The sequence below is a fragment of the Paraburkholderia sp. GAS33 genome (assembly GCF_050436645.1).
Classification (GTDB): domain Bacteria; phylum Pseudomonadota; class Gammaproteobacteria; order Burkholderiales; family Burkholderiaceae; genus Paraburkholderia; species Paraburkholderia phenazinium_B.
In genome coordinates, this window is the sequence record NZ_JBNDMP010000001.1 from 599536 (window position 1) to 621037 (window position 21502).

The window sequence follows — 21502 nt, forward strand, 5'->3', positions numbered from 1 at the left end:
CATGAATTCGCTAAAAACCTGGGCGACGTCCCGATGGTTTGCGATCGCAGCCGGCATGTTGCTGATCGCAGCACTGATCTGGCTGGCTGGTCCGTATCTCGGCATCGGCGACCGGCAGCCGCTCGCGAGCGCCGCATCGCGCGTCGCCCTGATCCTTGCGCTCGTGCTGATCTGGCTGTTGTGCATGCAGGTGATGCAGTGGCGGATGCAGCGCAAGACTGCGCAACTGCCGGGCGAACTTGCCGGACAGAACACATCGTCTGCTGCTGAGGAGCGCAATTTCGCCGAGAGCACGCAACTGCAGCAGCGCTTTCGCGAGGCGGTCGATACCTTGCGCAAAACACGGCGCAATGGCGGCAACCTGTACGCGTTGCCATGGTATGTCGTGATCGGGCCGCCTGGTTCGGGTAAGAGCACCCTCCTGCAGAATTCCGGACTGGACTTCCCCCTCGCCGAACGCTTTGGCAAGGACGCGATACGCGGTATTGGCGGCACGCGCAACTGCGACTGGTGGTTCACCGATGAAGCGGTGTTTCTCGATACGGCTGGCCGTTACACAACTCAGGACTCCGATGCGCTCACCGACGGCTCGGCATGGCAGTCGTTCCTCGGGCTGTTACGCCGATATCGCAAGCGCCGGCCGCTGAACGGCGTGATCGTGACGATGAGCGTATCGGATCTGTTGACACTCGACGACGACGCGCGCCAACAGCACATCCGCGCGGTACGCCGCCGTCTCGATGAGTTGTCGGAGCATCTGAAAGTGGCGTTTCCGGTGTATCTGGTGTTCACCAAGTGTGACCTGGTCGCGGGATTTGGCGAGTTCTTCGACGACCTCGGACCAGACCTGCGCCGCCAGGTCTGGGGCATGACCTTCCCGGTCGATTCGAGTTTCGACGGCACCGCCAGCACACGCTTTACGGGCGAATTCGACCTGTTGCTGGAGCAGTTGAACACACGCGTGATCGAGCGTCTGCACGCCCAGCGCGACCGTAGCCGCCGCGCCGCTGTGCTCAGTTTTCCGCAGCAGCTCGGCGCGTTTCGCGAGATTGCCAGGCAGTTCGTCGAAGGCGCATTCGGCAATTCTCAATACGGCGCGACGCCGCTGCTGCGCGGCGCGTATCTGACTTCGGGCACCCAGGAGGGTGCGCCGATCGACCGCATGCTGAGCGCCGTCGCACGTACCTTCGGCGTGGACGCTGGCCGCGTGCAGGGCCGCTCGACGCAGCGCCGCACCTTCTTTGTCGAACGGCTGCTCAAGGATGTGCTGTTCCGAGAGTCGGGTCTCGCCGGTACCAATCCGCGGCTGGAGCGGCAGAAGATCGCGATGCAGGCGGCCATCTATGCCGGCATCGCGTTGCTGACCGCGCTGCTGGTGACAGGTTTCGCGACCAGCTACGAACGCAACCGCCTCTACGTCGACGAGGTGCAGGATCAGCTGAAGGACCTGCCGCCCGGCAATAGCCTTGCTGGCGCGCCGGATCTGAAGGCCTGGTTTGCCCGTGCGCTCGGCCGTCTCGAGGTCATTGCAGACGCGCAGGACGTCGCGGGTCAGTACCAGGGGCACGTTCCGCTGCTGATGCGCTTCGGTCTGTTCGAAGGGCATGCGTTGTATGCGCAGGTTCACAGTGCGTATCTGCGCGAGCTGAACGGCACGCTGCTGCCAGGTGTCGGCGTCCGGTTCCGCGAAGGTCTCAGTGCCAGCGCCAACGACCCGCAGTCGCTTTACGACTATCTGAAGGGCTATCTGATGCTGGGTCAGCCGCAGCATCTGGATCCGGGCGAGCTTGCGGCGCTTGCGAGCATCGAATGGCGGCGTCTGTTCCCGCAGGACCCCGCGATCCAGAGCGCACTCGACCGGCACTTCTCGGCATTAGTCGACGATTCGCAGAAGCCGCGCGCGTTGACGCTCGACAATGCACTGATCGATCAGGCGCGTGCGACGCTCAAGACCGCCGATCTGGCGACCCTCGTGTACGGCAGCGTCCAGCTCGATGCTGCGCGTTCCGGCGTGCCGCCGGTGCGGCTCGATCAGACGCTCGGATTGCTCGGCAACGTGTTTCGCCGCAAGAGCGGTGCGCCGCTAGCGCAGCCGTTTCCGGCGCTTTTCACTCAGCCGTATTTCGCGGCCGAAGTGAACGGCGGGATCGATCAGTCGGTAGATCGCTTCGTCAAGGACTACTGGGTATTCAATGCGGGCCGCGTCGAGCCGCTGGCGCGCTCGCGTTATGCCCAGCAGGTGCTGGCGTTGTACGAGCAGGACTACATCAAGGCATGGGATGCCTTGCTTGACGACCTGCAACTGCAACCGGTCAGCGATATCCAGAGCGCAAGTGCCGTGGCCGCGAAACTGTCTGGTCCTGGCTCGCCGCTGAAGGCGTTGCTGCAGCTGGTGCGCGATAACACCAGCGACATGCTGCGGAGTCCGGCGCATGATGAGGCCGCATCGGGCGCAGCCGAGGCCGCAGCCGCTTCGCAGGCGAAGACGGTGGGCGAGAACCTCGCGGCGCGAAGGGCGCTCAATACGCGCCTCGGCAGCGAGTTGCGCGGCGCTGGCGCCACGCTGCCCAATGGCATGGCTGCTGTCGCGGCGAACGGCGTGGACACGGCGAGCGGGACAAGCGGCACCCGGCCGGGCGCCGCCATCGAGGCGCACTTCGCGCAGCTGAACCAGTTGAGCGCCGGTACGCCCGGTTCGACACCGCTCGACCACACGATCGGCGTGCTCGACCAGTTGAGCAAGAGCTTGCTATCGATGTCCGATCTGAGCGACCCCGCCACGCAGAACAACCCTGCAGTCCTAGCAGCGCGCCAGGAGACGGGCGAACTGCCACCGCAGGTCGCCTCGCTGGTATCGGGTGTGGCGACGAAGAGCGCGTCGCTTGTTGCGAGCGGCAACAGTGCGGCGCTCGCCGACCAGTTCCGCGCAGCGGCCGGCAACGACTGCACGCGCATGGTGGACGGGCGCTATCCGTTCGCGGCGAACGGCGCATCGGACATTCCGTTGCAGAATTTCACCGATCTGTTCGGCAATGGCGGCCGCTTCGACGGCTTCTTCAAATCGACGCTGGCGAAATTCGTCGATACGAGCGGGCGGGCATGGCGCTGGAAACCCGGCGTGCCGGCGGGTCCCGCTTCGGTGCTGAGCGAAGCGCAGGCTGCTGACGCGATCCGCCAGATCTATTTCCGCAACGGTGCACAGCTTGCGGTTGGCTTCACGCTGCTCGCGCCGCAACTGGATCCGTCCATCGCGAAGCTTTCGATCGAGATCGACGGGCAGAAGTACGACTACTCCGCCAACGGTACGGCCAGCATGACGATGACGTGGCCCGGTCCGCAGCCTGGGCACGTGGTCGTGACGGCGTTCGATACATCTGGCCAGCCGGTCGGTGCGCCGTTGAAGTACGACGGCGATTGGGCCTTTTTCCATGCCCTCGATGCTGCGCATCTGCAGAAGCAGGGCGATCTGCGCTATCTCGCCAGTTTTGATTTCGACGGGCACACGGCGAAACTGCCGATCCAGCCGGCGAGCCTCGAGAACCCGTTCCTCAATGGCGAGGTACGGGAATTCAGGTGTCCGCGATGACGGGCGGCGTCGGCTTTTACGGCAAGCTGCCGGGGGCAGGCGATTTTGTCCAGCGACGGCTGGCCCCGGCTTTCATCGATGACTGGGACCGGCATTTCCAGCGCGCTGTCGAAACCGGACGGCGCGAACTGGGTGACCAGTGGACGCAGGCCTGGAAGCAAGGTGCGGCGTGGCGCTTCATATTGCCTGCACAGGTGTGTGGCCAGGGCGCGTGGTGCGGATTAGTCGGGCCGGCGGTAGACCGGCTCGGTCGCGCGTTTCCGCTCGTGCTCGCGGCGCCCTGTAGTGGCGATGTCACCGCGATCCTCAGTAACGATGCGTGGTTCGATGCACTCGAACGTGTCTATCGCGGCGCGCTCTACGACGCTGTGAGCGTCGAGACCTTCGATGCGCGGGTCGCCGCGTTGGCCGGCCCTTCGACATACGAGGTGGGTATTGGCGCAATCTGGCGGGCGCTGCCTTGGGACAGTGGGCAATGGATGATGACGCCGCGTGCCGGTGCGGCTACGGGGATCATGCTGGCGCAAACGTGGACGCAGTTGAGCTTGCGCCCGGGTCCGTGGTGCCTGTGGTGGACTGCGAGCGCGAGCACTCTGCTCGCGACGCGTGGCTTGCCGCGCAGTTATGCGACTCTGCTGGAGCAACGTGCGGAGCAGCCCGGCGAGACTGCCTCGTTAAGCATTCCTGATTCCGGCAGCGAGCGGGGTCTGCAACCGGTCCGTGATGTCGATGTTGCCGTGGATATACAACCGGCGATGCCGAGTCTCGATGACGGCCGCATGCTGGTGCTGTGCGCTGACGATGGTCCCGATATGCCGGGTCGTCTCGCTGCATACCGCATCCGCGAAGCCGCGCGTACGGTCGAGGGGGATCTCGAACGCCTGCGATCGTCGCTCATGGAGTTGCACGCGCAATTGCGCGTGCATGACGAGGCGTCGCGCGATGAGACACCGGAAAACGGCGCCGCGCTGATCGCCCGCTTCGAAGGTGCTGCGGTGCGCCTGCTGCGCTTCGGTGCGGCATCCGCGTGGCTCTGGCGGTACGGTGAGTTGCATCCGCTGTTTGTCGAACGGGCAGCGGGCGCGGGCGGCGAATTCGACGATCTGCTGTTCGGCGACACGTGGATCGACATGCCCGGCATCGGCGCGGCAGGTGAACCGGATTGCGACGAGGCGCACATCGTGCTGGAGCATGGCGATCGTCTGTTGCTGCTTGTCACGCGTGGGCTGGTTCAACTCCCGCGCACCCGTCTTGCCGAAGCGCTTGGCTTGTCCAGTCACGAAGACGCTCGCATTCATCTGGCCGTCTGCGCGGGGCTCAGCGGCCGGTCCGAACTGTGGCCGCTCGCGGTCATCGGAGTGGGCGCATGACGACTTGTTGCCGTTCCGCTGGCCACACCGAGACCGGCAAGGTGCGACGCCGCAACGAGGACGCGATCCTGCTGCGTGACGACCTCGGATTGTGGGTGGTCGCTGATGGCATGGGCGGTCACGCGGCAGGCGACCTTGCGAGCGCGCTGATCGTCGAGCGGCTCGGCTCGCTCAGACGCGAAGGGGATGTCTACGAGTTCGTCGCAGCGATCGAGGACAGCCTGCAGCAGGTCAACGACGAACTGCGCGCCGCCGCTATCGAGCAACAGGTCGATGTAATTGGCTCGACGGTCGCGTTGCTGGTGCACGACCCGCAGTTCGTACTGTGCGGCTGGGTGGGCGACAGCCGCGTCTATGTCGACGATCACGGCACGTTCACGTTGCTCACGCAAGACCACGTGCACGGTCAGCCGGTCGATGTGACGCATTTCGGACGCCGCGCGCCGCCCGGCGCGGGAGCGGGTGTGCTGACGCGGGCGGTGGGCGTCGACGAGACGCTCTACGTCGACTGGGTCGTGGCCGGCAGCCGGCCGGGGATGCAGTTTCTGCTGTGCACGGACGGCGTCAACAAGGAATTGAACGACGCGGAACTGGCGAACGCATGCTGCACGCCGGACGATCCGCAGCAGCAGGTCAGGCGCCTGTTTGCGCTCGCGCTCGCGGGACGCGCACGGGACAACATTTCGGCCGTTTTCGTGCGGCTCGACGCATCGTGAACTTCTCGTCATGAACAACTTCAACGACTTTCTGGCCGCATGCCGCGAACGCACTTCAACGCTCGCGACGCTGTTCGATTCGGTCAAGGCCGGGTATGGACGGTTGATTGCATCGAAGCATGCCGTCCCTGCGTTGCCACCGCGCACGCACCGGACGGCCGACGTCGAATCGCATACTCCGCCGGAGCACGCTTCGTCATCCGCGAGTTCGCTATCCGATTCCGATGCCGGATCAGAGGCCGAAACCGACGCCGATGACTTCGAGCCGACCAGGGTGCAGTCCGCACGCAGCGGACATCAGCATGCCCTCGCATCCGTCCACGAGGCGGACGCTGACGCGACCGTCGTGAAGCCTGCGAGCAGCGCCAACAGTCGTCGCACCGGCACAGGCAACTCGGCCGCTGACGGCAGCCTGAACCGCGCCAGCTGGCAGAGTCTCGCAGAGGTGCAGAGCGTGGAGCACGCGAGCGTCGGCATGCTGCTGAAAGGCCGCTTTCTGCTCGAGCGTGAACTGGGCCGCGGCGGCATGGGTGTGGTCTATCTCGCGAAGGACGAGCGCAAGGTGGAAGCGCGCGACCGCGATCCTTACGTGGCGGTCAAGGTGCTCAACGACGAGTTCCGCCGCCATCCCGATGCGCTGATTGCGCTGCAACGCGAAGCGCGCCGCGCGCAACGGCTCGCCGACGACCACATCGTGCACGTCTACGACTTCGACAAGGACGGCACGATCGTCTACATGACGATGGAGTACATCGACGGCACCGATCTGCGCACGCTGATCCGCGAACGGGCCTCCGGGGGCATGCCGTTCGACGAGGCATGGCCGTTGATCGAAGGCATGGCGCACGCGTTGCAGCGGGCCCACACGAGCGGCATCGTGCACTCGGATTTCAAGCCCGGTAACGTGATGGTCACGCGCGATTACGTCGCCAAGGTTTTCGACTTCGGCATCGCCCGCGCGGGTATGTCCGGCGCCGGCGCGGTGGGCGAGCAAACGGTGTTCGACGCGGGCACGCTTGGTGCGCTTACGCCAGCCTATGCGAGTCTGGAAATGATCGAAGGCGCGCATCCTGCCGTCCGTGACGACGTTTACGCGCTCGGTTGCGTGATCTTCGAATTGCTGACCGGCAGCCACCCGTTCGATCGTCACAGCGCCGATGTGGCGATGAAGGAAGGGCGGCAACCGCCCGTCGTACCCGGTCTGTCCCGACGTCAGCGGAAGGCGCTGTGCGACGCAGTTGCGTTTCATGGCGAGGAGCGGCCGCATAGTGTCGAGGCGCTGATCGACGGACTGCGCCGCAGGAGCACGAGCGAGCGCCTCGCGCCGTACGTCGGCACGGCGCTCGCCGTTGCGGCGCTGGCGGCGGGTGGGGCGATGTTGCATACCCAGATGCGTCATCGGCAACTGGAAACGGCGATCGAGCGCCTTGCGGCAGCGAATCCGCAGCACTACGTGAACGAAAATCAGATGATGACGGCACTCGATGCGCTCGGCGAAAACGAACGCGAACGCGCGGTGCTCGACCAGAGCGAGGCTATCCAGGCCTTTTTGCTGGAGCGCCTCGACGCATACTGGAGTCCGACGCTTGGCCGCTTCGACTATGGCGCGGTGCGGCACGTGTTCGAGCTGCGCGATCGGCTTAAGCTGTTTTCACCGACCTTCGACGGGCGCCGTAAGCGGATCGAAGACGAGCGCAACGATCTGCTCGGCAGACTGGGCGGTGACCTCGATCAGGCGAGCGAGCGCGACGCATTGTTCGAAGATCAGCCCGGCAGCGCCGCCGAAATTCTCGAGCGCATCCGCGCGCTCGACCCGGGTAGCGCGCTGCTGAAAAACAGCCAGCTGGAGTCGAAATACGACGCGGCGATCGGGCAGTCGATCGATCTGGGTCAACTCGACAAGGCGCGCTCGAGAATGACGCTGGCGTTGCAGCTATTCCCGGACTCGATGCTCCTGCAGCAACGTCACGCGCAGCTGGATGCCGCAGTGGCGGATGCGGCCGCACATCCGGACGCGCACGCGAATCGCGCGAGCGTGGCCGACGCGCGCCGCGCGCTGACGCAACTCGCCGCCAGGCCTGCGGCGAGCAGCGAGTGGCTTGACGCAGTGACCAGTGCGATGTCGTCGCTGCGAGGCGACGACGCACCCGAGACCGAGCAGGCGATCGAAATGCTGGTTGACGGCATCATCACTGCGGCGGAGAAGGTGAACGACCCAGGCCAGGCGCAGCAATATCTCGATCTGGTCCAGGCAGGGCTACGCTACGCACCGCGCTCGACGGCACTGGCTGCACAGCGCGACCGTATGCAGGACCTGTTGCAGCAGCAGAAGATCGACCAGCAGATTGCGAGCGGAGACCCGGCGTCGCTGATGGACGCGGTGCGCCTTGCCGCGAGTGCTAACGATGGGCCACGTGCGCTGACCGCGTTCGAGCGGTTGCGCACGCTGCAGCCATCGGATCCGTTCGTGAGCGCAGAAGGGAGGCAACTGGTGGCCGCCGCCTTTCTTGGCAATGCACGTGCCTTGTGTCAGCAGGGCTTGCTCGCGGATGCCGCGAAGACTGCGGCGCAGGGTGCCGGCGTGCTCGACGACGACGCCAGACTGAGCAACGCGGCGCAACGCTACCAGGTGGCTGCGAGCATCCTCGCGGCCCGTAGTCAGCCGATGGCGGACCCCGACTACCAGACCCTACGCGCGCGCTACGCAAGCGCAGCCGCTGCCGATCCGGACGGCATGCAGCAACTGGAGGGCGACCTTGGCGCCCGCGTGACATTGCCTCAAGGCGGCCTGCGTGCGTTGCTCGATCAGATCAAGACGCAGAACCCGGACACGTCTGGCGATGCCGGCGGAGATGCTGCCTCCACGTTGGGCGGCTCTGCGCTCCCCGCCAGCGGTGTCGATAACTGATGAGGAACGGCATGATGGAACAGTGGTCGGTTGCGGCAGGCGACAGCCCGCGTGGCCTGGTCGAGAGCGCCGCGCGGGCCGCAATGAAGGTCCGCGAACGCCAGGTTAACGAAGCACTGCGCACGCTCGACGAAGATCATCGGCTGGGCCGCATTGCGCGCGACGAATACCGGCACCGCCGGCGCGCCTTGCTCGAATCGCTGGGTGACGAGATTGCTCAGGCGGAGCGCGAAACGGTGCGTCGCGCGGTCCCGGCTTACGACATGTCGACGCCAGGCGAGTTGGGAAAGGCGCGCAACGGCAAAGCGGAGCGAAAGCTAAACACTTCAGGCACCGCCTTCGACGCAGCGGGGCTCATTGAAAGAGCCGCACTGCTTTGCGCGATCGCCCTCTGCTCGGGTGTTTTGCTGTGCTATTGGCTTACATGCACGTGAGGTGGTGTACCAGGTATGGGCGAAGACGGTACCGGGGTCGAGCGCGCTATGAGCAAGGCTCGCAAGCGTGTCAGTCGACCTCGGAACCGGACAGCGTTTGCAGTTCCGACAGACCGCCGGGCGTGATGTCCTGCATGATCTCGACAAAATTCTTGCCTACCAGACGGCGGGCCCGCTTGAGCAGGATGGGCAGCGGACTGGAGGGTTCGTTGCGTTCGTAGTACTCACAGATTTCGTCGATGCGCAGCCTGACATCGTCAGGTCCTGCGATGCCTCGCGGGCGGGGCGGGTCGATCGGGTCTGTACCTTCTGACTGCATCTGTGGCTCGCGGCCGTTAGTAACCGTGTTTTGCTGATCCGGAAATCGCCGGGTGCGTTGCGCATCGACGAATTTCTTCAGATCCCTGATATCGGCCGGCAGATTGCTTAGGTCCGGGCTCGACGTTCCCAGCTTTTCGCCCAGAAGCGCATCGATCGATTCTGCATGTTTCAGTGCGTCGGCAAGCAACGCAGCAGTACGGGGTAGCTCGTCCTCCGGACAATCCATGCAGGCCGCCTCGAGATCGACAAGGCTGGGAGCAGATGTGCCGTCCGCGGACGGTGTGGCGGCCGCCATGCCCGTCGCGACGCGCAGATCTCGCAGCGAGAAACAGCCGAGCCTCACCGACTGCACGAACGTCGCGGTACGGAAGTAGCCCAGCACGCTCTGCGGATTGCCAAGGGCCATGAGTGCGTTGGCACGCGCAGTGGCATCGTTGTCGTCGTCGGCGTCCAGTTGAGGGTGGACGTCGTCCCAGTAGCGCTCAAGCAACCCGCGAACCAGACCGAGGCCCGCAGCCCAGCCATCAAGTCCCGCTTTGCGTGTCCACGCTGCGCTCAGATGGAGCGCGACGCGCAGGTCCTTGGTGCGAGCGAGCAGTGCGTCGGCCGCATCGGCCACTTTGTCCCAGTCGGGTTCGACGGCGGCTTTGATGCTGTCGCCCATCGCGCGTTCGGAAACCGGCGTGGCGATACGCTCCAGTTCCGCGAACGCAGGGTCGTATTCGAGGTTTTGCCCCGTTGGCGCGCTGTCATCGATTGGGGCCAGGAAGCGGTCGAGGTCGAGTTGCATCGTGGAGATCTGAGGTTAGGGGAAGGGTTGCGGGAAAGTGAAACCCGTCAAGGATTTCGCCTGACGCAGGTGAGTCGGCGCATGACTTTCACGCAGGGTCTCTGGAAATGGAAACGCTTGAGCCGACCCGGTTATTCCAACGGCTCGCTGACCGGAGGGCCCGCCAGCAGAAAAACAGCAGCCGCATTAGACTGCCCATCTGAGCGCATCCACGAATATCACCTGTGTAGGAGACAAACTGCATGTCCGGTTCCGCTGCCTTGAATGTCGCCGTCCTTGACGATTACCAGCATGTCGCCCCTTCGCTCGCGGACTGGGCGAGCCTGCAGCCCCAGGCGAACACCGTATTCTTTCATGATCATGTCAGCGACGCGGATGCGCTTGCGGCCCGGCTCGCACCGTTTGACGCTGTCGTGCTGATGCGCGAGCGGACCCGCTTCGACGCGAATCTCCTCGCACGTCTGCCGCGTCTCAAGTTGATTGTCAGCGTCGGCATGTGGAATGCCGCCATCGATCTCGATGCCGCGAAGTCGCGCGGCATTGTCGTATCGGGCACCACAGGCGGCGATGCGGCCGCCACCCCGGCCCTGACCTGGAGTCTGATACTCGCGGCCACGCGGAATCTGTACGGCGAGGCTGCGTCATTGCGGGCCGGTGGCTGGCAGACCCGTGTGGGGATGGATGTAAATGGCAAAACGCTAGGAGTGCTCGGGCTTGGACGTATCGGCGAGGCCGTCGCTCGCATCGGCGTCGCATTCGGAATGCGGGTTATTGCGTGGAGTCAGAACCTGAGCTCCGAACGGGCCGCGGAAGTGGGCGTGCAACGTGTCGAGAAGGATGAGCTCTTTCGTGAGGCGGACGTGCTTACGATTCACCTCAAGCTTGGCGATCGCACAAAGGGGCTTGTGGGTGCGAGAGAGCTTGGACTGATGAAGCCGGGCGCGTACCTGGTGAACACCTCTCGCGGGCCTATCGTCTCGGAAGACGCGCTGATCGAAGCGCTGCAGGAACGCCGTATTGGTGGTGCCGCGCTTGATGTATTCGACGAAGAGCCGCTAGCCGCGGGGCATCCGTTCCGGTTTCTGCCGAACGTACTGGCTACGCCTCACATTGGCTATGTCACGGAGAATACCTACCGTGTGGCTTATCCGCAGATTGTGGAGGCGATTCGCGCATGGATTGACGGGGCGCCGATCCGGCAGCTTTGAGCTAAGAGACTGCAGCGTTTTCGAACGGGGAGGCCCCTCGTCGTGTGCGGGGGCCATGCCTCACTTGCCCGTCTCTGCGGCAGCTGCCACCATCTCCGTGATTTTCTCAATCAGTCTTTGCGGGACAGATGGCAACTTTTGATGCGCGAACGCTTCCCTGTAGGGCAGGCGGGATGCCTGCAGTCGCATTACCTGGATCGCGGTCTTGACTGACCGATGGATCCTGGCGTTGATTTGCTCGCGCTCATGCGGCGACAAAGTGCCGTCCGCATACGCCATGAGCTGGATATCGTCGGTTTTCATGAACGCGATTCCTTTTTTGCTTCCGGTATTTTTTGTTTTCTGGTCTTCCCGCTCGCCTGAAAAATTTGCCAATTCTTCGATGTGCCTACGACAGGTGGCTCAGGACTGTGCCAACCGAGATGCAGAGAAGCGAATACAACTTCGTAAACAGATGGGACGTCGATTCTATTCCCAGATCACTGGGTTGATTAAGGATTACCAGCCATATTTGAGTTCGACACCGACGTAATCGGCATTGCTGCCGCCCACGCTCCGGATGGAATTGCCGACCTGGAAATGGACCGCTTCGACCGAGCCGATCAGGTTGTCAGCGATCGTCCAGTCTGCCCGTAGCTGCGCGTACATGCCCGTCCACCGGGTGCCGTGCCCCGCGGTACCGGGCACGATGGCGTTACCCTGCTGGTACACGGCGTCGCCCGTCGTCTCGCGCCACTGGAAACCGAGTGCGGCCAGCAACGCGAGACGGCTCGACGGCTTCAGCGTAATCGATGGCTTGATGTGGATGATGTTCGCATAGCCCGTATAACCCGCCAGCGTGAAGTAGTAACCGTTCGGAAAGAGCGGATTGAACGTTTCCACTCGTCCGTCGTTGGGATGCCGGTCACCGGATGCCGCGTCGATCTGGATGCCGAGGCGCGGTGTCCACGGTGCGTCGAGCGTGTAGCCGGCAAGCGAGCCGACCGCCCACGCGCCGATCGTCTTGCTGCCGACATGGCCGGTCTGCCACATCGATTCCACGTCCCAGTCGGCACGTCCGGTTTTCCCCGCATATCTGAGGTCGAACACGTTCCGATGCTCATCGCCGGTTGCGTCGAGAAACTGCGCATTGCTCCGGCTGTACAGCGAGTAGTATCCGGAGAGATCGCCCGGCCCGGCATCCTGACGCTCGAAGCGTACGCCGCTGAACGTGAGGTGCTGGTTCGATACATCGTCGAACGCCGAGACGTCGCGGTTCTGCACCGGCTGCGTCGCGTAGCCGATGAAGCGCCACTTGCCGTTTTCATAGTCGGCCCAGACGGCATCGTAGGTCTGCCGCACGTTCGGGCCATCGCGAACGGAGATGAATCGCTGCAGGTCGAACGCCATTTCCTGACGGCCGAGGCGAAGTTTTACCGTTCCGCCTGCCAGTTGCCCAACCCACGCGACGAAGGCCTGCTCCAGATCCAGCGGGTTCTTGTCGACCGGCGAGACGGTGTCCTTGCCGAACGCTCGCGCATCCTCCAGTTGGACAAAGAACTGGAAATGCTGCGCTATATATGCATCGGCACTGACCTGAGCCCGTTGAATCAGATACGTATCCGAATGTCCCGCGCCGATGCCGAAAAGCGGCGCATCGTTGACCTCGACGCGCTCCCGCAGATTCGCGCCAAGAGACAGGTACGAATCCGGATCGCCGCCAAGGGGCATGTATTTGAGTCCATCCAGCGGCTTTGCCGGCACGCACGGATTCGCCAGAACCGACCAGTCTTCCTGCCACCGGTTGAACAATACCGACGGCCGCGGAACCGTACAATCCGACGCCAGCTCATCGGCGTTCGCGTATGACCCGGCATTCAGGACAAGCGTGATCGCGACGATGTACGGCGAATACCGAAACAGCGGCGGGACATTGCGCATACGCAATCTCCCGATCATCGGGGCGAATCCGGCATCGCTTCGCGATCGGCCGTGTCCGCCCCGTCGCGGCGCGCGGCGAGTGCCAGCCAGACGAGCAACGCAAAGGGCAACAGCAGCGCCCAGAACGAAACATGCCGGTATGCAAGCGCGCCGGCAATGGCGCCCACACCGAAACATGCTACTGCCTGCAGCGTCTTGCCAAAGCGTGTGCGGACGGCCGTCTTCGCGTCGGCCGCCATCTCGGAAGAAACGAGTTCGATCGCGTCGAGCACAGCCTGGGTGACGTTTCCTGTCATGACGGTATTCGGTACGCCGCCACGGACAATCAGACGTCCGTGCGCATTCTGTACACCCATCGCTGCAGCGCCCAGCATCCCGCACGCGACGACCGGCAGGCTGCCTGCGCTGATAACCGGCTCAGCGCCGACTCCAGAGAGGCAGAAAGCCAGCAGCAGCAACGCCTGAGCGGCATACAGCAACGCTGCGCTGCAGTTCGCTCCCTGCGGTCGCGCGACCTTCACGAGCGCGCTGCTCAACCCCACCCCAGCGATGAACGCGGGGAACGCCATCAGCTTCATGAATACGCCCTGTCCGAAACCCGCAACGTCCGCGCCGATCAGCACGAAGTTGCCGGTCACATGCGCCGTGAACAGACCGAAGAGGGCCACGAAGCTGAGCGTATCCACATAGCCGGCAATCGCCGCGAGTATGTTGTCTTCCGGTTTCATCGCCGGTGTCCGGTTAAATGGATGTCGTGCAAGAAGTACCCACGGCGCACGTTGCTGTTAATGGGCCACCGAGTGAATCTCGGCGATATAGCCACCCGGGAATTGCACGAGTGCCGCTTCGCGCTGGTCGGCCGAGAACGGCGGGACCAGTACCTTCGCGCCCGCGGCATCGGCCTTTTTCAGCGTGTCGGCGAGGTCAGTCACTTCGTAGCCGGTCGTCTCCCGGCCGAACGGCCAAGGCAGATGGCCGTCCGTTACCAGCACGGTCATCTTGCCGAAGCCCGACTCGATGCGCACGCGCCGATACGTGTCGTCCGGCCGACCGATTTCGACGCCCGGCGCATTGCGCTCATCGGAGACAACCTTGCCGTGCGAGAACGCGACGAAGTTGTGGATCAGCGAATCGGCGCGCTGCGGCGACACATAGACGCGGTTCTCCGGCACGGTCTGCAGCGGGTCGTAGTGCGGCGCCTGCGTGTGCCAGTACAGTTGCATGTGCACACCGCCCGGCCATTCGACGATCGCGTCGCGGCCGATAGGGTCGGGGAACGTCGCGACCTTCACGTCGGCGCCGTGGAGTTTCGCGGATTTGACCGCGGCGTCCATGTCGGTGACGAGATAGCCTGTACGCTCGTCGCCGAACGGCCAGGGAACAGGCGTCTTGAAGCCGAATACCGAAACCGTGCCGGCCGGTGTGAAGACAAGCTGCGACATGGTCTGGCTCGGCGTGGGCGTCACCTGAAACACGCCTTGCTGTGACTTGTGGCCGCCGAAGGTTGCGACGAGGCTGTCCGTGAAGCGGTCGAAGTCCTCGGGGGCGACATAGACGTGCGTTGTATCGTATTGTGGTCCGACGGCAATGGACGGCGTCGCGGGATGCAGTGCAGCAAGCACGCCGCTGTTCGCCGGAGGCGTCGCGATAGCGGGAAACGACATCGCGACGCTGGCTGAAACCAGAGCGGTCGCGATCAGGGAACGGATCATTCGCATGGTATTGGAGTTCCTTTAGTGTTTTTGCTGGGAGCGGGCATCGCCGCGCCGGCCATCCAGATCGGAGAGCCGTGCCACCATGATGAGGGCGGCGATCAGTCCCAGGTGTTCGAAAAAACTGTTGGTCGCCGAAAAGCGCACGTTGCCCGCCGCGTTCCAGAAGTCGTTGGCGACGAGCATGGCAATGGCCGTCAGACAGGCCAGTCCACCCGCGCCCAGCCAGACCAGCCGGTTCGCGATCACGCAGACCGACCCGCCAAGCTCGACGGCGATCGCAAGCGCCGCCCAGAGCCATCCCGGACGAAGCCCGAAATGTTCCTGCTCGGCGATGGCCGCGGGAAAATGCACGAGCTTGGTCACGCCGCCGAGGACGTACGCCGACACCAGCGCCGCGCGCGCCACCGGCAGGAGCCAGCGCCATTCGAGGATCGCGCTCACCCAGCCGGGGTTGCCTGCTTTGAGGGTGCTCACGTCAGACCGCCCAGCACGCGCACCCGAGCGCGCCCCAGAATGCGTTCAAGTCGGAGGTCGGAGCATTGCCCGACCACGCACGCGCGTGACTGTGGCCGTGCACCGAGCAGGCAGTGGAGCAACCACACGCCGCGGCGGCGACCTGTTGCAACGTGGATTCGCCTTCGCTGCGCGAGCCGGCAGTGTCCTTCCACGCCGCGAAGCCGCCGAACCGGCGCACCGGCGACCAGTCGGGCATCGCGGGCGGCGGCGCGCTGTCGTCGAGAGGGCCGAATTCTCCCGCGCCGTACACCACGCGTCCGCCGACGATCGTCAGTTCCGATGTCGTCTGCGCAATCTCGTCCTCCGCGCAGGCGAAGAAGTCGCGGTCTGGCACGATCAGATCGGCGAACTGGCCGACCGCAATCTGGCCTTTCTTGCCATGCTCGTTGGAGAACCAGGCGACCTTCTCGGTCCACATGCGCAGCGCCGTCTCGCGATCGAGGCAGTTGCGCCGCGGATAGAGACGCAGACCGGCTACCGTCATGCCGGTCACCAGCCACGCAAGCGAGACCCAGGGGTTGTACGAAGCGACTCGTGTCGCGTCGGTACCGGCTGAAGTCTTCACGCCCTTTTCGAGCAGCTTCGCGACCGGCGGCGTGGCCTCCGCTGCTGGCGCTCCATAACGCTCGACGAAGTACTCGCCCTGATACGCCATACGGTGCTGCACAGCAACGCCGCCGCCAAGCGCGGCGATACGGTCTATCGAACGTTCCGAGATCGTCTCCGCGTGATCGAAGAACCAGTTGATGCCGGTTAGTGGAATATCGCGGTTGACCTTCTCGAAGACATCGAGCGCCCGGCTGATCGTCTCGTCGTAGGTGGCGTGCAGGCGCCACGGCCAGCGGTTTTCGGCCAGCACGCGCACCACTTCCTCGAGTTCGCCCTCCATCTGGGGCGGCATGTCCGGACGCGGCTCGCGGAAGTCTTCGAAGTCGGCGGCGGAGTAGACAAGCATTTCTCCCGCGCCGTTGTGCCGGAAGTAATCGTCGCCCTGCTTGTATTTCGACGTCCTGGTCCAGTCGAGGAAGTCCTGCTTCTCCGCTTTGGGCTTTTGCGTAAAGAGGTTGTAGGCGAGACGGATGGTCATCTGTCCTTCGTCAGCCAGCTTCTGGACGACCTCGTAGTCGTCCGGGTAGTTCTGAAAGCCGCCGCCTGCGTCGATGACGCCCGTGATGCCGAGCCGGTTCAGCTCGCGCATGAAGTGACGCGTCGAATTCAGTTGATAGTCGAACGGCAGCTTCGGCCCTCGCGCGAGCGTCGCGTAGAGAATCGACGCGTTGGGCTTCGCGAGCAACAACCCGGTCGGGGTGCCTTGGCTATCGCGCATGATCTGGCCGCCCGGCGGCTCGGGCGTGTCCTTTGTATAGCCGACGACGCGCAGCGCGGCCGCATTCAGCAACGCCCGGTCGTAAAGGTGAAGGATGAAGACCGGCGTATCCGGCGCAACGGCGTTCAACTCCTCGATGGTCGGCAGTCGCTTCTCTACGAACTGCTGCTCGGTGAAGCCGCCAACCACACGCACCCACTGCGGTGGCGGCGTGACAGCAACCTGGCGCCTGAGCATGTTCATTGCGTCGGCGAGCGAGCGCACGCCGTCCCAGCGCAGTTCCATGTTGAAGTTCAACCCGCCGCGTACGACGTGCGTGTGGTTATCGATGAGACCAGGCAGAACCAGCCGGCCCTTCAGGTCGATCACACGAGTCGTCGCGCCGGCAAGCGGCACAACCTCGGCATCGTCGCCGACGGCAACGAACTTGCCCTCCCGGATTGCAACGGCGTTCGCTATCGGCTTCGCGCGATCGAGCGTCGTGAAGCGGGCGTTGCGCAGTACGAGATCGGGAGTGGTGTGAGAGGTAGTCATGAACGGTTCTCCTCAGTGTCGGTCGTCGCGCGTCGCGCCTGCTCTGAAGCCTGGCGGCCCGGCAGCATGCCGAAGACGTGGCTCGTGCAATGAGAGTCGTGCCACGCGGCCGACAGGGTGGTTCCTGACAGGAGGCGCTTCGCGACCGGTATCACCTGCTCGCCGCCGAGCATGCCTAGCAGGCCAAGCAGTGCGATGAGCGGTGGTGCCGGCGAGCGCACGTTGATCAGGCTATAGATGACGCCGACGAGGACGCCGGCTCCCAGGGAGAGCAGATAGACCTTCATGGGTGGGCTGACTTCGCTTCGTCGGAGTTGGGTCGGAAAGCGGACGGCGGCCCGCGCTTTGCGCCGGGCCGAGGGCCGCAATTTTTATAGTGCGTGCGGTGCGTGTGAGGATCAGTGACCCTCGCTGCCGCCGAACATCGTCTTCGCGTAGACCAGGCCGAGTCCATAGCCGCCGCCATGCTGGATCGCGGTGGCAACGGTCTGGTTGTAGGTCTCGCTGCGAGCCCAGTCGCGTTGCAACTCGAGCAGATACTGCAGTGAGGTCATCGGGCGCGCGCCTGCCTGGATCACGCGCTGCATCGCGCGCTCGTGAGCTTCGTCGGTGACGTCGCCGCTCGCGTCAGCGATCACGTACACTTCGAAACCCTGGTCGAGCGCGGACAGCGCCGGGCCGACGACGCACACGGTCGTCCACAGGCCCGCAATCACGATGCGCGACTTGCCAATGGCATTCACGCGGTCGGTGATGCGCGCGTCTTCCCAGGTGTTCATCGAAGTGCGGTCGATGAACTCCTCGCCGGGAAACACCGAACGGATCTCGTCGAAGATCGGACCGGAGAACGTCTTCGCAGCAACGGTTGTGACAATCGTCGAAACGGAGAACTCCTTCGCCGCCTTCGCCACTAGCGCTACGTTGTTGCGCAGCACGACCGGGTCGATCGACTTTGTCGCGAAGGTCATCTGCGACTGATGGTCGATGAGGATCAGCGTGTGGTCGGAAGGGGACAAAAGCAACTTTCCGGGTTTGGCTTGAGCTTGGGGCATCATCGTCTCTCGATTGGAAGGAGTGGACACGCAGCGGCCCGCGACTCGTCGGGTCGCGGCAGCACGCCCGCAGGAGATCGGCGAGCCGGTCATCCATACGTACTGAGCATCGTTGGCTGTCGGGCGCGCAAACATGCTGCCGTGACGCAGGCGTGTCGCTTCCATTGAAGCGTCGCGAAGCGCCCTTAGGTCCGATCCGTCTGCACCGTGCTCAGTAGCGCTGATACTATTTGAGCGTTGCCAATCAAGAAATAGAATGAATGGAATTGAACCTATGCCAGATCTTTCATGAACACTCTTCCTGACCTTGAAGCGTGGGCAATTTTTGCCCGCGTCGCCGACGCTGGTTCGTTTGCGAAAGCCGCGGAAGCACTCGGTATGTCGCAACCCACCGTATCGAAAGCCATTGGCCGGCTGGAACAGCGGCTGGGAACGGCGCTGCTTTACCGCACTTCGCGGCGGCTTTCGCTCACGCCTACCGGCGAGATGGCGCGCGAGCGCGCGATCCGCATCCTGAACGATGGCGAAGCCGTGGAAGCCGAGGCTTCCGCCCAGGCGCTCACGCCGCAGGGCATCGTGCGTGTTACCGCGCCCATGTCGTTCGGGCTCAAATATCTGGCTCCGCTGATCCCTGCGTTCCTTGACCGCTACCCGGACGTTGGCGTCGACCTCTCGCTCAGCGATCATCTGGTCGATGTGGTGGCCAGCGGGCTCGACGTGGCCATCCGCATCGCAGAACTGGAGGATTCCTCACTACGTGCGCGGCGGTTGTGCGCAGTGCGCCGGCCGCTGGTCGCCTCGCCCGCCTATCTCGACAATCACGGGCGCCCTGGTCATCCGCGAGAACTGGAACGGCATGCCTGCCTGATCTACACCAACCTGCCAACGCCGGACCTGTGGCGCTTCCGTCACGCGTCGGGGGAAGAGTGCGCGGTGCCGGTAAGCGGCAGGATCAGAAGCAACAATGCGGACGTGATTGGTCCCGCGCTTCTCGCCGGACGGGGCCTCGCGCTGCAGCCCGAGTTCATCGTCTGGGATGCCCTGAAACGTGGCGAACTGGAAGAGGTTCTGCCTGAATGGCGTATAGCGGACATTAACGTGAACCTCGTGACTCCACCGGGTATTCTGCGGCCGGCACGCGTGACGGTGTTGCTGGACTACCTGGCCGAATGCCTGTTGGTTGCGCCGTGGGCGGTGACCGGCACATGACGGCACGATCATCGTCGCAACGGAGTGCCACGACGTCGACCAACCGCCTGGAGGCTTGAGATGCCCGTATCTCTCGCCCAGCTCTGGCGGCGCTGGTGGCCCCGCGCGCTGGCGCCAATCGCACCAGCGGACGCCCACGAGACCGTCAGCAGGCTTGGCGAAGCCGACACGACAGACTGGATGCCCTCCAGCCGCCCATCACCACCTTTCCGTCTCGATGCCTGCTTCGAGGCGCCTCACTACGTGCCGGGCTGGATGCTGGCAGACGAGTCGCGCGAGACTTCGCCGGTCGCATTGACGCCATTCGCGAATGATTTTGGGTACGTCCACGCCGAAACCGCGATCGGACAGGAGGCGAACCTCGCGGAGCATTACCGTCGCATTCTGCTGGCCGCGCCCTCATGGCGCCAGTGGCGTGAAGCCCACCGTGGCTGCTTCAATGTTGACCTCGTCATATGCATCGAGGGCGAGCACGAACTGCGGCTCGAGATGTTCAATGGTGCGGCATGCGGCGCCGGCGAACTGCTTGCCCTTTTGGCCGATGTCGACGCGCCGCCGGACACGCTCTACGACAATCTCGACCAGGGGTGGGCGCTGCGCATGGTCACGACGCCGGATGCGGTATTCACATTGGAATGGGATTGGGAGCGCCCGGCTGCAGACGATTGCCCGCGCGCACTCCGGTTCCCCCGCAGGGAACTGGCCGCGCAGGCAGGCGATGCGTTGGCACGGCTGCGGCACGTGCACGGAACGCTTGTGCGGGATCTCGGAGCCGATCTGTGGAACCAGCCGCCCGAGCCGGAACGTAAACCGAAGACCAGACGCTGAGGCGCAGTACGATAGGTCGGACCTGCCTATGTCGTGCAACCCGGATTTCGTGTTTTCACCCTGATATCCAAAATCGCAATGACGGATACGTCTGATACGATTCATGGATGAAGATGCAGACCCCAAGGGGGAAGCGCTCTGCCTCCCGGGCAATCGCCAGCCGTTAGGCTCCTGCCGACTGAGCTTTTTCCAGGCCCAAGGAAGCGAAGCGCTTTGTCGACAATGGCCTTTTAGTGCGGCTCATTCGGGGACGACGTACCCAAGAAAGCAGGCGATTCGCTTCCACATTTCAACGGGATTTGAGTACATCGGGAAATGCCCCGACTGTGAAATGCACGCGAGAGTCACGCCCGATTTCTCCAGATGCGGAAGGTATGAGAGATGGGCGTTTTGCTCGCCATACATGAACATCTTGCGACACGACAATCCGACGAACTTCGCTAGCAAGTCGCCGTGGTCGGATAGTTCGACCATCGACATGAAGATGCTTCGCACGGCTTCTGCGCGGACTTTGTGCTTGAGGCTCGCCGCGTGCAGCGAGCTTGAAAGATCGACGCCACCCCAGTTCCGGTCGATGAATTCCGTAAAGAACCGGTGAGGGTCATCGGAAGAATGGCTCACGATTTGCCGGCTCAGGAAACAATCCTCAGACGCGACGTTACCCTCAATGTTGACAAAGCTCAGCACACGATTGCCTTCTTCATGTGCGAGCAGCAACGATGTCAGACCACCCATTGAATGGCCGACCAGATGGAGTCGTTCAATCTCAAAGCGGCTCAACACTGCGCGAGCGGTGTCAACAAGGAATGGCACAGATATCGCCGATAGTTCGCCACATTCGCTCTCGCCGCAGCCTGGCGCATCGTAGGCGATGAACGGTCGTCCATCAAACGCGGACAGTCTCGCGATGTCCGCGTAATCTTCTTTGGTGGAGCCGAATCCGTGGAGAAAGACAATCGGCTCGCCGACACCTTGCCTGTGCATAGACGAGATGCGCAAATCCACTCCTCGAACCCGCAGATCAAGCTTTTCTCTCTTTACGTCGACCATAGATGCTCTCCAAAAAAG

Annotated in this window: 18 protein-coding genes; 8 read left to right on the forward strand and 10 right to left on the reverse strand. The window is 63.6% G+C overall.

Going from position 1 to position 21502, the window contains the following annotated elements; translation table 11 throughout:
• Position 1: 1 nt before the first annotated feature.
• Genes tssM through P3T24_RS02775 form a run of 5 tightly spaced genes read left to right on the forward strand, consistent with a single transcriptional unit; the run spans position 2 to position 9014 of the window.
• Positions 2 to 3586, forward strand: a complete 3585-nt coding sequence (gene tssM / locus P3T24_RS02755) for a type VI secretion system membrane subunit TssM (protein WP_429432188.1) — start codon at positions 2 to 4, stop codon at positions 3584 to 3586.
• Complete coding sequence (tagF, locus tag P3T24_RS02760; RefSeq protein ID WP_429433228.1) at positions 3583 to 4956, forward strand: type VI secretion system-associated protein TagF; 1374 nt, start codon at positions 3583 to 3585, stop codon at positions 4954 to 4956. Before tssM ends, tagF begins: the two co-directional genes overlap by 4 nt.
• The gene (locus P3T24_RS02765) at positions 4953 to 5672 is read left to right on the forward strand and encodes a PP2C family protein-serine/threonine phosphatase (RefSeq protein WP_429432191.1); all 720 of its coding nucleotides are present in this window, start codon (positions 4953 to 4955) and stop codon (positions 5670 to 5672) included. The genes tagF and P3T24_RS02765 overlap by 4 nt, the downstream gene beginning before the upstream one ends.
• Positions 5673 to 5682: 10 nt before the next feature.
• On the forward strand, positions 5683 to 8580 hold the full coding sequence (locus P3T24_RS02770; protein ID WP_429432194.1) for a serine/threonine-protein kinase: 2898 nt from the start codon (positions 5683 to 5685) through the stop codon (positions 8578 to 8580).
• A gap of 11 nt (positions 8581 to 8591) precedes the next feature.
• On the forward strand, positions 8592 to 9014 hold the full coding sequence (locus tag P3T24_RS02775; RefSeq protein ID WP_429432197.1) for a hypothetical protein: 423 nt from the start codon (positions 8592 to 8594) through the stop codon (positions 9012 to 9014).
• 70 nt (positions 9015 to 9084) lie between these two features.
• On the opposite strand, the gene tssA is transcribed toward P3T24_RS02775, so the two are convergent.
• Positions 9085 to 10125, reverse strand: coding sequence for a type VI secretion system protein TssA (gene tssA / locus P3T24_RS02780; protein ID WP_429432200.1), 1041 nt, complete (start codon positions 10123 to 10125; stop codon positions 9085 to 9087).
• Positions 10126 to 10367: 242 nt separating this feature from the next.
• On the opposite strand from tssA, the gene P3T24_RS02785 reads away from it, so the two are divergent.
• Positions 10368 to 11333 carry a D-2-hydroxyacid dehydrogenase family protein gene (locus tag P3T24_RS02785; protein ID WP_429432203.1) on the forward strand — a complete coding sequence of 322 codons (966 nt, stop codon included), beginning with the start codon at positions 10368 to 10370 and terminating at the stop codon, positions 11331 to 11333.
• Between the two features lie 60 nt (positions 11334 to 11393).
• Here the strand turns inward: P3T24_RS02785 and P3T24_RS02790 are convergent, their stop codons facing one another.
• From P3T24_RS02790 to P3T24_RS02825, 8 genes are all read right to left on the reverse strand, one after another.
• Positions 11394 to 11636 carry an anti-sigma factor family protein gene (locus P3T24_RS02790; protein WP_429432205.1) on the reverse strand — a complete coding sequence of 81 codons (243 nt, stop codon included), beginning with the start codon at positions 11634 to 11636 and terminating at the stop codon, positions 11394 to 11396.
• A 195-nt stretch (positions 11637 to 11831) separates the two neighbouring features.
• Positions 11832 to 13253, reverse strand: a complete 1422-nt coding sequence (locus P3T24_RS02795; protein ID WP_429432207.1) for an alginate export family protein — start codon at positions 13251 to 13253, stop codon at positions 11832 to 11834.
• Between the two features lie 14 nt (positions 13254 to 13267).
• Entirely contained in the window at positions 13268 to 13981 is a 714-nt protein-coding gene (locus P3T24_RS02800; RefSeq protein WP_429285747.1) for a YoaK family protein, read from the reverse strand.
• Positions 13982 to 14038: 57 nt separating this feature from the next.
• A complete protein-coding gene (locus P3T24_RS02805; protein WP_429432210.1) occupies positions 14039 to 14971 on the reverse strand; it encodes a glyoxalase in 933 nt (310 codons plus the stop codon).
• A 15-nt stretch (positions 14972 to 14986) separates the two neighbouring features.
• On the reverse strand, positions 14987 to 15442 hold the full coding sequence (locus P3T24_RS02810; protein ID WP_429410236.1) for a DoxX family protein: 456 nt from the start codon (positions 15440 to 15442) through the stop codon (positions 14987 to 14989).
• A gap of 1 nt (position 15443) precedes the next feature.
• Positions 15444 to 17345: an amidohydrolase gene (locus P3T24_RS02815; RefSeq protein ID WP_429432213.1), complete on the reverse strand. Its 1902-nt coding sequence runs from the start codon at positions 17343 to 17345 to the stop codon at positions 15444 to 15446.
• A complete protein-coding gene (locus P3T24_RS02820; protein WP_429432216.1) occupies positions 17342 to 17632 on the reverse strand; it encodes a XapX domain-containing protein in 291 nt (96 codons plus the stop codon). Before P3T24_RS02820 ends, P3T24_RS02815 begins: the two co-directional genes overlap by 4 nt.
• Positions 17633 to 17743: 111 nt before the next feature.
• A complete protein-coding gene (locus tag P3T24_RS02825; protein WP_074269491.1) occupies positions 17744 to 18397 on the reverse strand; it encodes a hydrolase in 654 nt (217 codons plus the stop codon).
• Positions 18398 to 18685: 288 nt separating this feature from the next.
• Here P3T24_RS02825 and P3T24_RS02830 point away from each other — a divergent pair, with 288 nt between their 5' ends.
• A complete protein-coding gene (locus tag P3T24_RS02830; RefSeq protein ID WP_074268784.1) occupies positions 18686 to 19606 on the forward strand; it encodes a LysR family transcriptional regulator in 921 nt (306 codons plus the stop codon).
• 60 nt (positions 19607 to 19666) lie between these two features.
• Positions 19667 to 20434 carry a hypothetical protein gene (locus tag P3T24_RS02835; RefSeq protein ID WP_429432218.1) on the forward strand — a complete coding sequence of 256 codons (768 nt, stop codon included), beginning with the start codon at positions 19667 to 19669 and terminating at the stop codon, positions 20432 to 20434.
• A gap of 240 nt (positions 20435 to 20674) precedes the next feature.
• Here P3T24_RS02835 and P3T24_RS02840 read toward each other — a convergent pair whose 3' ends face one another.
• Positions 20675 to 21484, reverse strand: a complete 810-nt coding sequence (locus P3T24_RS02840; RefSeq protein WP_429432221.1) for an alpha/beta fold hydrolase — start codon at positions 21482 to 21484, stop codon at positions 20675 to 20677.
• Between the last annotated feature and the right edge of the window lie 18 nt (positions 21485 to 21502).